Below are 12592 nucleotides of genomic sequence, written 5' to 3'. Positions count from 1 at the left end.
AGTGAATACCAATGAGAGACCCAAGGGCCATTCCGGTCCTGGCAAGGAAAGGGGAAATACCATGTTCACTAAACGTTTCGCTGGGCTGGTGCTGATGGGCGCGGCCCTTACCGCATCGACCGCTGCCTTCGCAGCCGGCGATCGTGATTTCAACACCGCTGCCGGCGCTGTGATTGGCGCGGCGATCGGTGGCCACAACGGTGGCACCGGTGGCGCAGTGGTAGGCGGCCTGGTCGGCGCAGCAGTGGGCAACGCCGTCAGCGGCGGCGGCCACGGCTATCGTCGCGGCGGCGGTTATGTAGAGACCCGCGTGTACTCGCAGCCAGCTCCGGTGTACTACGAGCCGGCCCCGGTCTACTACGAGCCGGCTCCTGTGTATGTGCGCCCTGCCCCAGTGTATGTGGAACCCCGCGTGATCGTGCGTGACCGTTACTACGCTCCCGCACCCGTCTATTACTACGGCGGCCATCACCACCACCGCGGCTGGTAATATAGTTTGCCCACCGTATACGCCCGGCCACGCGCCGGGCTTTTTTTTGGTCTACAATTCCCCCAAAAATGTAAAATTTGTTAAATAACTAGCTTGCTGATAGCTGCGCGCAGGCTCTGGGGGATTGATGCGCATTTCGACCAAGCTCACGTCCGTGATCGTGGCGGTCTTTGTGATCGCCGGTACTATCGGTGTGCTGGGCCTTTCGCGCCTGCGCACGCTGGCCCACGAATCCGTCGAATCCGAAGCGGCCAATGTGGCGACCGCCATCGCGACCATGGCCGCTTACGACCCGGCCCATGCCTCTTACCAGGACATCCTCAGTTTCATCTCCGCGCGCGAAGAGCGCGACCTGGAAATCTACGATCGCAACCTGATCAACATTGCGGATGTCGACAAGGAGGACGTCGGCAAACCCATCGAAGCGGGAGCGCGCCGCGATACCGTCACGCGCACCCTGCAAGACGGCGAACCGCGCACCATGACCGAGGCCAGTTCGCCGCACACGCCAGAAATTCGCCAGATTGTTGTGCCGATCTACGACAACAATCAACGCATCATCGCAGCACTGGCCTATGAGTATTCGCCGCTGTACCGGCAACTCGAAGCGGAAGCCGCGCAGGCGCTGGGCGTTGTGGCGGGCGTGGCGGCCATTGGTATCTTGCTGGCCATCGCCAGTGCGCTTTACATGGCGCGCATCATTTCGCGTCCCGTGCAGCAGCTGAGCGCCGCGGCGCTGCGCTTGTCGCAGGGTGAACGCAATGTGACGGTGAACCTTCAAGCGCACGACGAGATCGGCGAGCTGGCACGCAGCTTCAACACCATGAGCAAGGCGCTGCAGGCATCCGAGGCGGATCTGCATTTGCGCGAACGGGCCATGGAGTCCAGCTTCAACGCCATCATGATTGCCAGCCTGGCCAAGCCGGGCTTCCCCATCGAATACGTGAACCAGGCATTCGCGCGCATCACCGGCTATTCGGCGGAGGAAATCACGGGCCAGGGCCTCAACTTTCTCGTCGGCGAGGACAATCACCAGCCGGCCTTCCTCGACATTCGCCTGGCCCTGCGCGACCGGCGCGAAGGCCACGCCGTGCTGCGCAGCTACCGCAAGGACGGCACGCCGTTCTGGAACGAAGTCTATGTGGCGCCGGTGCGCAATGATGCCGGTCCGCCGGAGCACTTTATCGCCATCTTCAACGACATCACCGAAGCCCGTAACGATGCCGACCAGCTGGCCCACCAGTCACAATACGATGCGCTGACCGGACTTGCCAACCGCAGCCTGCTGGTGGACCGCCTGAAACAGGCCATCGTCAACAATCAGCGCCGCCAGGGCCTGACCGTGCTGGCCTTTATCGATCTGGATGATTTCAAACTGGTGAACGATAACCTCGGCCAYCAGCAAGGCGACGAGCTGCTGAAGATCGTCGCCACACGCCTGCAAGCCAGCATGCGCGCCGGCGACACCGTGGCGCGCATGAGCGGCGACAAATTCATCCTGCTGATGAACGGCCAATGCCGTGAAGGCGAATTGTCGCTGGAAGCGCACGTCACGGAGCTGGTGCGGCGGGTACTGGACAATATCGTGCAGCCGGTGGCGCTGGCCGGCCAGGACATGCGCATCAGTTGCAGCATCGGCCTGGCCAGTCATCCTCAGGACGGCCAGGACGCCGAAACCCTGCTCAAGAATGCCGAAGCGGCCATGTACGGCGCCAAGGAACAAGGTCGCAACGGCTTCCAGTTCTTCACGGCCGAGTTGCAGGAACGTGCGCGCAGCCAGCTGCAGCTGGGCGCCAGCTTGCGCCAGGCGCTGGAGCGCAACGAGTTCGAACTGCACTACCAGCCGCAGGTCAGTCTGCGCAGCGGCAAGGTGGTCGGCATTGAAGCGCTGCTGCGCTGGCGCCATCCGCAGCAGGGTCTGATTGGGCCGGGACACTTTATCGCCTATGCCGAAGAGAGCGGGCTGATTATTCCGATCGGCGAATGGGTGCTGCAGCAAGCCTGCATCCAGAACAAGTCCTGGCAGGACGAGGGCTTGCCCGCTTTACCGGTGGCGGTCAACGTCTCGCCGCGCCAGTTCGCGCAGCAGGATCTGGAGGCGGCCGTGCGCCGCGCACTGGACAAGTCGGGCCTCGCTGCGCGCTATCTGGAGCTGGAGCTGACCGAGAGCCTGTCGATGGCCGATCCCGAACGCAGCGTGCCGCTGATGGAGAGCATGAAAGCCATCGGCGTCGAAATTTCCATCGACGATTTCGGCACCGGCTATTCGAACATGAGCTATCTGAAGCGCTTCCCGATCGACCGCCTCAAACTGGATATCTCCTTCGTGCGCGATATCACGACCGATCCGGGCAGCCTGGCGATTTCGGACGCCATCATCACCATGTCGCATAGCCTGCACCTGCAAGTGGTGGCGGAAGGCGTGGAAACCGAAGGCCAGCTGGCCCTGCTGGCGGCGCGTGGCTGCGATATCGTCCAGGGCTATTACTTCAGCAAGCCTTTGCCCGCGGAAGACCTGGCGCAGCTGCTGCGCGACGGGAAATGCCTGCCCGCCGGCGAAGAAGGCCGTCCGTCAGTTCTCATCCTCGACGACGACTCGCACTTGCTGGCCTACTTTGAACTATTGCTGACCGCCGAAGGCTATACCGTCTGGCCTACCGAAAGTCCCGATCGCGCTTTCGATCTGCTGGCGCGGCACAGGATCGCGGTGGTGCTGTGCGACCAGCGCATGCCCGAGATGAGCGGCGTCGATTTCCTCAGCCGCGTGCGCCGCATGTATCCGGACACGGTGCGCGTCATGCTCAGCGCCTACGACGATTTCAACGCCACGCGCCAGGCCATCAATATGGGCGCTGTCTACAAATTTGTCGAAAAGCCCGTGCAACCGGATGACCTGCGCGAAGTGGTGGACGAGGCTTACGCCCGCTTCATGGAAGCGCGCTACCAGGAGGCTTGAGCCGCTTTCCCCTGCCCTCCGCTACATCAGTGCGGAGGGCAAGGCATGGACATCATTACACTGGAATTGGGGCACTACCAGCTGCGCGAGCAGATCGCCGGCTCCGCGTATGGCGTGATCTGGCGCGCGACGGGGCCGCATGGCACGGGCGATGTCGCCCTCAAGCTGGTCAACCAGGGGCAGATGTCGCGCGCCCTGCCGGCGCAGCGCGAACGCTGGATCGCCAGCGCACGCTCGGAGATCGCCTTCCTGCAGTCGCTGGAGCCCTGGGACGAGCGCCACATCGTACGCCTGCTCGATAGCGGCTGGCACGAAGGCCTGCCCGTTCTGGCGCTTGAACTGCTGGACGGCGATCTGGCGCGCTATATGTCCGAGCACAAGTCTTTGCCGTTTGCGCAAGTGCTGGAGTGGATCTGCCAGCTCAATCAGGCCTTGGCCAAGGTTCACCAGTACGGCTGGCGCTATCTCGACCTCAAGCCCGCCAATGTTCTGGTTGATGCCCGCCTCGGCGCCGTCAAGCTGGCCGATTTCGGCACCAATCGCCGCCTGGACGCGCTGCACGCCCACACGTATTCCGGCACCGCCAACTGGCAGGCGCCGGAGCAGTTTTTCCCGGCGCCGGGCGGCGGTTACGCAACCGACGTCCAGAGCGATTATTTTGCACTGGGCGCGCTGTTCTACTATCTGGTCAGCGGCGGCACCGCACTGTCCTACTGCACGGCGTGCGGACAGGCCTATCGCGAGCAGCTGGCCGATGGCGCGCAGTCTCTGCTCGCCACACACGGCGGCATCCCACAAACGCTGCAAGCTGACGAAGAAGCCCGCTTCATCCACGGCCTTCCGCCGCGCGCGGCCGATCCCGCGCTGACGCTGCTGCGCGCGCTGCTCGCGCCCATTCCCGCCGAACGCCCGCGCCACGCGCTGCAAATCAGCCGCCAGCTCGCCACATTGCGCGCCGCCCTCGCCGATACTTCGGTATCCGCTCCAGCGGCGCCGGGGGCTGGCGCGCGCGCACGCTCAGCCCACACCGGCGACGCGCCGCACGTCCCAGCCGCAGCGCTTCCGCATCTCACCGCAATCAGCCGGGACGCAAGCCTATGCTCCTCCGCGTCCGCCCCGGCACTGCGCCACTTCGGCCGTCCTTCTGACGGCTGGCGGGTGAGCGCATGAGCCGCGCACGCTCCTTTCTGCTGGCAGCATTGGCCGCGTTGTGCGCATTGCAGGTCTTCGCCCTGCTGCGCACGCCGTCCGCCTGGCTGCCGCAGGAAATCGCCATTCACCTGTCGCCCGGCGAATCGATCGTACTCGGACGCCGCGAGCTGGCCGCGCCACAAGCCGATAACGCGCACATCGAACTCTCGCGTACTTCCCACGGCGACTGGCAATTGCGCTCCCTCTCCACTGGCCGCGCGCCGCTGCTGCAAAGCGACGACCACGACGAAAGCCTCGCCACTGTGCCGGTAGCCAGCCTGCCCGCCTTCCGCATCGGGACTGCTACGTTCGCGCTGACGGCGTCCGACAGCCAGCAAGCCGAATTCCTGCTCGGCGATCAACGCTGGCACTACGACGGCGCCACCCTTTACCGCAACGGCGCCGCCCAGTCATCCTGCCCCGACGCACACTGGACCTCGCGTGCCGTCGCGCTGTGGAACCGCACGGTGCCACGGGCGCTGACCATCGCCCGCCCCTTGCAATTCGGTGGTAATCTCTACTGCGGCAACCGCCTCGGCATCCCCGGCCTGGCGCCTGACAGCGCGGCCATGTCGCGCGCCAACGGCCAGCTGCGCCTGACCGATACCGCGCGCGCCCCGCGCCCGCTCGATGGCGTCCAAACCATCGCCCTCGGCCAGACCCGCTTCACCGTCCACATCGCCCGCGACGCGCTGCTGCTCACGCCCACCCGCCGCGTCGCCCTCTTCGCCACTGCCGACGCCAGGCTACCGCCGCAAGTGTCGTGGACCTGGYAGCAGCACAACCTCTGGCACGCCTGCAGCACCATTGCATCAACCTCCGCCCTCACCGCCTCCGCCATCGCCACGCTGGCCCTCGCTGCACTGGCTCTCGCCGCCTTTGCCATCCGTGTCCCCCGCTTCGCCCGCCCGCGCACGGTTCACAACGACCGCCACAGGACCGCCGCCGCGCGCATTGCGACGGTGATCGCCGCCGTGGCACTGTTCGCGGCCGGGCTCTCCGCGCTGATCGCACAGCGCACCGGCCATCCGCCCGCCATCGCGGCGTCGTTGCTGATTGCCATGCTCTCCCTGTCGCTCTGGATAGCCATTCCCAGCCGCTTGACGCTGRCCACATCCTGCGCCCTGCTGCTCCTGGCAGCCGGCCTCCTCGCACAACTGGAACTCGGCCTCGGCGCGCCGGACACGTCCTGGCTGCGCTACTACCAGAAAACCACTGCGCTGCTGGCCATCGGCTCCGCGGCCGCCGCGCTGTGGCGCCAACTGCCGGCGCGCGCCATCTCGCAGCGCGCCATCGAATACCTGCTGCTCTGCTACGCCACCATCGCGCTGATCGCCCTGGCCGCCCAGGTGCTGTGGGGCGATGAAACCGGCGTGTTCGACCTTCAGCCAGTCGAACTGGCCAAACTCGCGCTGACCGCGCTGACCGCACACTGCCTTGCACTGCGCCTGGGCTGGCGCGAACAGTCCGACAACAGAACCCTGGCCGCGCGCTGGCTGCGCCTGATTGCACCTGCAATGCTCTTCTTCGCGCTGCTGGCCTTCGCCCTGGTGCAAGTGGACGACTACTCGCCGCTGGTGCTGCTGATGCTCTGGACCGGCGTCACCGCCCTCGCCTACGGCCTCGCCGCGCGCAACTGGCGCCTGAGCGCTGCGCTGGCAGCGGTTGCAATCGCGGGCATCGCAGCAGTCGTCATGCTGCGCGACGGCGGCACCGAAGGCCTGGCACGGCTGCCGTCCGCCTTCTACGCCGACCGCTTCCAGGTCTGGCTCGATCCAGCCCACCACCCGCACACCGGCCAGCAACTGCTGCAAGGCGCCAGCGCCATCGCCGAAGGTGGACTCGCCGGCACGGACAGCATGTTCGGCCTGCGCGCCCTCGGCCAGCATGTCGGCAGTGTCACCGCCATCCCCGAGGTGCAGGACGATTTCGCGCCATCCTTCTTCCTGAACCGCCACGGCCTTTTGTCGGCGCTGCTGCTATGGTGCCTGCAAGCCGGCTTCCTGGCCGGCCTGCTGCTGATTGCCGTGCGGGCTGCCCGATCGGCCAGCGCAGCGCGCAACTTCCGCCACGCCTGGAGCGCGCGCTTCCGCTGTTTCGCCTTGTGCGGCGGGGCTGCTTTTGTGTTCGGACATTTCCTGCTGTCGTGGGGAACCAATCTGTCGATTTTCCCGGTGATGGGGCAGCCGATGAGTTTTCTGTCGGCCGGGGGCAGCCATCTGCTGTTTTTCCTGCTCCCCCTGCTAGCGTTCAGTGCCGTCAGCGCGCAATCTTTAGAGGAGTGATGCATCATGCCGATCTACGTCCAACACGAGACACTGGACCGTATTCCGGACGTCTTCAATGCCGAAGCCATCTGGCAGGCGCCGGGTTTTTCCTTGTTTTCGCGCCGTCCCTTGCTGCGCGATCTGCTGGAGCGCTCGCCACGCGAGCAGCGTGGCCGTGCCGCCACCCGCTGCTTTTCCCACATCACCCTGCGCCTGCCGCAGGAAGACGTGGATGACGATTACCACCTGACCCGCGGCAACCGCGCACGCGAGCTGGCTGAAACGCTGGCGGCCCTGCACCAGAAGGACTTCGGCGATCTGCTGGGCAGTGACCAGGTGCGCTATGGCGTGGCTGGCGCCGACGATCTGGCACCGGGAGAGATCCAGGTGTGCTTCGGTCATGCGGTCTATCTGCCTGCTGCTGACGAAAAGGCGCTCTTCAACGTAAGCGCATCACGCGACAGCGCGGTGTGGAAGCCGGTATGCGCCGTGTACCCGAATCAGCGTCTGGCGCTGATCGGCGGTGCGGAAGGCGCCGCCAGTGTAATCGCACCGGGATGGCCGTTTGCCGGCGAGGGCGCGATTTTGCTGGTCAATGACGGGCCGGATAGCGAACCGGTGGTGCAGATGCGGCCCAAGGACGCTTTCGATTGCCAGTTCGATGCGAGCCTCGGCGCGTACGCGATTCGCGCGAAGCACGGAACCGGCGAGCGCCTGCTGCTCAAGATCACTCGCGCGCTTGGCGCACCGCGTCCTGCGCCGCGCCCAGTGTCCACGTCCGGCATCAGCGCGCATGCAGCCAGCGCAGGTGGCGCACGGTTCAGTGCAGACCAGCCGGGAGCATCGTGCAGTACGACGTCCGGCAATCCCGGCGGCGTACCCGCCACGGCAGGGCATCGCGGAGCACTGCGCGGCGCCATGTCCGATAGTGCCGCCGTGCCGCAGCAGGCGGCGAAATCCGGCGCAGGGCCTCGGCCCGCCGTCTGGCAGTCGCGCGCCAGCGCGCCTGTGCCATCCGCGCCATCCGCGCCGCCTGCATACGCCGACGAGTTGACCGCCGTGCCGGTGCCGGCACCTGCGATGCGTCCGCGCATCGGCGAGAGCGACGCGACCTTCGCACCGGGCGCGCTGCAGCGCATGAGCCTTGTCGCGCTGGCCCTGCCACGCTTAAGCCGCTACCGCAGCACAGGCGCCATCGCGCTGGAGATCCCGTTCACATCGGCACTCACCATCGCGCGCACCGCCGGTGCCGAGCGGGCCATCACCTTCGTTGCGACCGAGGACGACGAGCTGTACGCCGTCACCCCGGCAGGCCGCGAACGCATTACCGCTCCCGCGAGTTTCACGCCAACCGGCTCGCGCGCCTTGCGCCTGCAAACGGCGCCGCAGGCGATGGCGGAACGCTACAGCTACCTGCTTTCGTTGGCAGAAGCGTGCAGCCAGCCGCTGATCCCCGGCGCGCGCGCGACGTTCGGCCGAGGCATTGCTCCCACCGCTGCGCTGCGCCCGCTCGACGCGGCCTGGATGCTGGCCAGCACGACAGCCGGCTCGAGCCCCGACCGCATCGGCCTCTCGCGCAATGCCTTCACTTTCGAAGCTGCCGCGGGCGCGCTGTCGGTAAGCCGCTTGTCATCCACACAAGCCCTGTACCACCTGGACGACAAGCTGCAGTTCGTCGCCGCGATAAGCGATGACAAACCGTACACAATCCCCCCGGGCCATCACATCGTGGCGGGCCACTACGTGCTGCGTTTCGACGCCTGAGCCGTGACCATGATCATAACAACTTACCAACTGGCGGCGTATGGCGCGGCACTGGCGATGACGCTGGTGCTGGCGTCCTATCTCACGCCGAAAACCTGGTGGCGCCGCCCGACCGCGCGCGGACTGGTCATCCTGGCCGCAGGCACCTGGGGCATTGGCGCCCTGCTGCTGCACGTCTTCGCCACGCCAGTCGCCGCCAACGACCTGGCCAGCGCCACGCCGGTCAAGCTGCGCGCCACGGCTATGCGGACGGCGGCACCGGCGGATGTCTATCTCGCCACCGCCGGCCAGCCCTTCCGCGTCCACCGTGACCTGAACCTGCGTGCCGACGCCAGCACCAGCGCCGAGCGCCTGGTCGTAGTCCCAGCCGGAGCCCTGGTTACGCCGACCGGCGAACGGCGCGGCGACTGGTGGCAAATCCGCGCCGAAACCGACGGCCGGACACATACCGGATGGGCCAGCAGCCTGTGGCTCCGGCGTACAAATGAGTGACATAAAAATACACTTTTATTATCAAAACGTTGCGTATTTGATGCACCGAGAATAGAGAGGGAAAAAGGGTCCTGATCGGACCACAGCCGGGTTGCCAAGGCTGGGGTAAAGCGCGTAAAGTCTCGCTTATCTTCCGCGCCGCAATCCAATGAACAAGTGTAGTCATCCCGATCATCCGCATTGCACCTTCTGGGTCATGCCAGGGGAAAGCACGTGCACGGGCGGCCACAGTCAACCTGTCGCCGACCCGGCGCCAAACAGCTTCGACATGCTGAACGCCATGCGCAATGCCCGCACTGGTCCGCAACCGACGGCGCAGGCAGGTTATGGCACGGGCGTTCGCGTCCGTCCGCAGCTGCACATCAGCGGCTTCGATCCACGCGCGGCCGGCGGCCGCCAGACGCTGAAGATGGAACTGCGCGGCATGCCGCAGGACTGCGCGCCTCAGCTGGCGATCAAACTTCAATCCGAACTGATTCCGAACGGCGTGGTGCGCCAGCAGTGCGTACGCTCGGTCGACGGCGACTGGCGTCCATTGTTTGTCGAATTTTCATCGCGCGGCATGGAGCACGGCCAGTACCAGATCAATGCCGAGATCCTGAGCCAGGACGCGGGCCAGCCAGCGCGCAAATGGGAATGCACTTTTGTCATCCTGGTGCCACGCGCGGACGCCACGCTCACTGAAATCCACCGCATCTTCCTCAGCACCCACAAGAATGTGCGGGTGATGGCGGACGACGCCTCCATCGCGCGCGTGTCGGCGCAAGGCGGCGACAGCATGGACATCGATGTCACCGCGCGCAACGCGGGCATCGCCCACCTCGACCTGGGCGCGCCGCAGGGCAAGGTGGACCTCGGCTTCTCCACCATCGCGTGGGACGAGGATCTGATCGAAATCGAACTGCCGCGCACCGGCCCGACCCACCCGCACCCGAGCCGCGCTGCAAGCTTCATCAACGCTGCACCGGAAGCCGGCATGCACCGCCACGTGCGCATGTTCGCGGCCGAAGAATGCGTGCTTGGCCGATTCGAGCTGGTTGATCCGGAATCGGACGTGCTGCTCACCCACTACACACCGGATGGGCAGGACACCGCAGGCCTGACGCGCCGCCTGTCCGGCCGCCACGCCGTGATCCGCCGCGGTGCGCAAGGTTTTGAAATCGAAGACGTATCGCGCTATGGCCTGCTGCTGGACGGCGTCTGGCCGGGCAAGCACAAGCCGGTGACGCTGCGCCTCGGCATGAAGATCGAACTGAGCGCCAGCATCAAGGGCATCGTCGTGCTGACCGTGTCCGCCATCATGCCGCATGGCGTGGTCCTGCACCGCGTCGACGAAGGCGCGCGCGCCGAGTGCTTCGTGATCCTGCAGCCGGACACGCATCCCGGCTACCCGATCCCGCGCTTTGCCGCATCGCCTGCCGCTGCCGGGATGCCACTGCTGATGCATCACAACGGCGGCTTCTGGCATCTGGATCAATTGACCGGTAAGGAAACCGCACTGGCGCCAACACCGGTGCAAGAAAAACTGAGCCGCATCCCGCAGCACACCCGCTTCGCCAGCGAGCCTTATCCGGAATGCTGGATCATCCGCACCGGCGCACAAGACCTGCACAGCACCGTCGCCGCGCAGGCCGCATTTACCGCCTGATTACTGCGCCGAAGGCTTCTTCGGCGGCAGCGGAATGAATTCCGTCTCGCCGGGCACTTTCTCGAAACGCTGCGCTTCCCAATCCTCGGCTGCCTTCAGCAGACGCTCCTTGCTGGACGACACGAAGTTCCAGAACAGGTAGCGGTGACCGTCCAGCGGTTCGCCGCCGATAATCATGAATTGCGCGTCGTCCGAAGCCTGCACGCGCTGCGAAGTCGTGGTGTCCAGCAGCGCCATGGTGTGCAGCGCCACCGGCTGGCCATCGACTTCGATCGCGCCACTGATCGGGAAGATCGCCGCTTCCGGCGGCAGGCCCGTCAGGGCCAGCTGCTGGCCCGCGCGCAGCTTTACGTCCAGGTAGAGGGTCTGGCTATAGGTTTGCACCGGCGAGGTCATACCAAAGGCAGAGCCGATCAGTACGCGCACTTCCGCGCCATCGATGGTCTGCGACGGAATCGCGTCGGCGGGTGTGTGGCAGAAGCCAGGCGCGTCCTCTTCATGCGCCTGCGGCAGCGCGGCCCACAGCTGCAGGCCGTGGTTGCGGTATTGCGTGCCCTTCAGGTCTTTGGGGGCGCGCTCGGAGTGCACGATGCCGCGCCCCGCCGTCATCCAGTTGATGGCGCCCGGTTCGATGCGCTGCACGGAGCCGACGCTGTCGCGGTRCTCCATCGCGCCTTCGAACAGATAGGTCACGGTGGCCAGGCCAATATGCGGGTGTGGGCGCACGTCGAAATCCGCGTCCGGCGGCACATCGACGGGCCCGAAGTGGTCGAAGAAGATAAAGGGGCCAACAGCCTGCTTGATGGCGGCGGGCAGGAAGCGGCGCACCATGAAGCCGCCGCCCAGGTCCTTCTCATGGCCTTTGATGATATGAGCGATATTCATTCGGATTGCCCCAGCAGAGTAGTGATTTCAGTGGTTACGGCCGTCATCAGCTTGTGCACGGGGCACTTCTGGGCGACAGCCAGCAATTCTTCGCGCTGCTCGCCGGTCAGCGGGCCGCTCAGCTGCAGGGTCGCGGTCAGGCGGTACACGCCCTTGCGTTCTTCGCTGTCGTCGCGCTCCGTGGTTACCTGCACATCTTCGACCGGAATGTTCTTGCGCTTCGCATACCAGACCACGGTCAGGGCCTTGCAGGCGCTGATAGCGGCGTCATACAGATCGTGAGGATTGGGACCGGCATCGCTGCCGCCTTCAGGCAGTGTGCCGTCCACGGAGACGATGTGATTGCGCACATGAAGAACGTGGCGCATGGGGAGCGACTGGTCGCGAACTACTTTAACGGTCATGATGATTCCTGCATGTTAAAAAGGACATACAGCAATGTACACCTTTGCAGAAAGTCATGCCAGATTTCGCACCACCCTGAAGCCCACCACGTCATTGGCCAGCACCGCCGAATAGCCATTGCGCAGGCCCGAACGCAGATAGCGCGGCTGATAAAGCCAGGCGCCGCCGCGCAGGATGCGGCGCGCGGCGTCGCCGCCCTGCTCCCACGCGCTGCCGTCGGCCGGCGCGCCTTCGTAGTTCTCGTGCACCGCGTCCTGCGTCCATTCCCATACATTGCCGTGCATGTCGAACAGTCCCCAGGGGTTGGGCTGGAAGGTGCCGACCGCCGTCGTGCCGCCTCTGAATTCGCCGCGCACACTATTGTGGTATGTGAAGTTGCCGTCGTAGTTGGCGTGCTCGGTGCTGATTTCGTCGCCGAAGCTGAAGGCCGTGTGCGTGCCTGCGCGGCAGGCGTATTCCCATTCCGCTTCGGTTGGCAGACGGTAGGCCTGGCC

The 12592-nt window shown here is 65.4% G+C and carries 10 protein-coding genes; 7 read left to right on the top strand and 3 right to left on the bottom strand.

What is annotated here, in order from left to right:
* The first annotated feature begins 61 nt into the window (after positions 1–61).
* From AB4Z11_RS08100 to AB4Z11_RS08070, 7 genes are all read left to right on the top strand, one after another.
* A complete protein-coding gene (locus AB4Z11_RS08100; protein WP_442024218.1) occupies positions 62–490 on the top strand; it encodes a glycine zipper 2TM domain-containing protein in 429 nt (142 codons plus the stop codon).
* 127 nt (positions 491–617) lie between these two features.
* Positions 618–3446: an EAL domain-containing protein gene (locus AB4Z11_RS08095; protein ID WP_442024216.1), complete on the top strand. Its 2829-nt coding sequence runs from the start codon at positions 618–620 to the stop codon at positions 3444–3446.
* A 45-nt stretch (positions 3447–3491) separates the two neighbouring features.
* Entirely contained in the window at positions 3492–4616 is a 1125-nt protein-coding gene (locus AB4Z11_RS08090; RefSeq protein ID WP_442024214.1) for a serine/threonine-protein kinase, read from the top strand.
* Entirely contained in the window at positions 4613–6922 is a 2310-nt protein-coding gene (locus AB4Z11_RS08085; RefSeq protein ID WP_442024212.1) for an FtsW/RodA/SpoVE family cell cycle protein, read from the top strand. Before AB4Z11_RS08090 ends, AB4Z11_RS08085 begins: the two co-directional genes overlap by 4 nt.
* A 6-nt stretch (positions 6923–6928) precedes the next feature.
* A complete protein-coding gene (locus tag AB4Z11_RS08080; protein WP_442024210.1) occupies positions 6929–8668 on the top strand; it encodes a hypothetical protein in 1740 nt (579 codons plus the stop codon).
* A 9-nt stretch (positions 8669–8677) separates the two neighbouring features.
* Entirely contained in the window at positions 8678–9160 is a 483-nt protein-coding gene (locus AB4Z11_RS08075; RefSeq protein ID WP_442024208.1) for an SH3 domain-containing protein, read from the top strand.
* A gap of 148 nt (positions 9161–9308) precedes the next feature.
* Positions 9309–10808 carry an FHA domain-containing protein gene (locus AB4Z11_RS08070; protein ID WP_442024206.1) on the top strand — a complete coding sequence of 500 codons (1500 nt, stop codon included), beginning with the start codon at positions 9309–9311 and terminating at the stop codon, positions 10806–10808.
* Here the strand turns inward: AB4Z11_RS08070 and AB4Z11_RS08065 are convergent, their stop codons facing one another.
* The 3 genes from AB4Z11_RS08065 to AB4Z11_RS08055 all read right to left on the bottom strand — a co-directional run.
* Positions 10809–11693, bottom strand: coding sequence for a pirin family protein (locus tag AB4Z11_RS08065; protein WP_442024204.1), 885 nt, complete (start codon positions 11691–11693; stop codon positions 10809–10811).
* Positions 11690–12097 (bottom strand): OsmC family protein, encoded by a 408-nt coding sequence (locus AB4Z11_RS08060; RefSeq protein WP_442024202.1) that lies wholly within the window; start codon positions 12095–12097, stop codon positions 11690–11692. The genes AB4Z11_RS08065 and AB4Z11_RS08060 overlap by 4 nt, the downstream gene beginning before the upstream one ends.
* Before the next feature lie 54 nt (positions 12098–12151).
* Positions 12152–12592: formylglycine-generating enzyme family protein (locus AB4Z11_RS08055; protein WP_442024200.1), on the bottom strand; the 441-nt coding region annotated here is incomplete at its 5' end.

It is taken from the genome of Pseudoduganella sp. RAF53_2 (genome assembly GCF_052113985.1).
Classification (GTDB): Bacteria; Pseudomonadota; Gammaproteobacteria; order Burkholderiales; family Burkholderiaceae_D; genus Rugamonas.
The sequence above is the reverse complement of the archived record's forward strand: the minus strand, read 5'-3'. Positions and strand labels throughout refer to the sequence as shown.

What these genes read in the sequence shown, in the direction of transcription:
- AB4Z11_RS08100 (WP_442024218.1), top strand. Translation starts at nt 62, where the DNA reads ATGTTCACTAAACGTTTCGCTGGGCTGGTGCTGATGGGCGCGGCCCTT.
- AB4Z11_RS08090 (WP_442024214.1), top strand. Translation starts at nt 3,492, where the DNA reads ATGGACATCATTACACTGGAATTGGGGCACTACCAGCTGCGCGAGCAG.
- AB4Z11_RS08080 (WP_442024210.1), top strand. Translation starts at nt 6,929, where the DNA reads ATGCCGATCTACGTCCAACACGAGACACTGGACCGTATTCCGGACGTC.
- AB4Z11_RS08075 (WP_442024208.1), top strand. Translation starts at nt 8,678, where the DNA reads ATGATCATAACAACTTACCAACTGGCGGCGTATGGCGCGGCACTGGCG.
- AB4Z11_RS08070 (WP_442024206.1), top strand. Translation starts at nt 9,309, where the DNA reads ATGAACAAGTGTAGTCATCCCGATCATCCGCATTGCACCTTCTGGGTC.
- AB4Z11_RS08060 (WP_442024202.1), bottom strand. Translation starts at nt 12,097, where the DNA reads ATGACCGTTAAAGTAGTTCGCGACCAGTCGCTCCCCATGCGCCACGTT.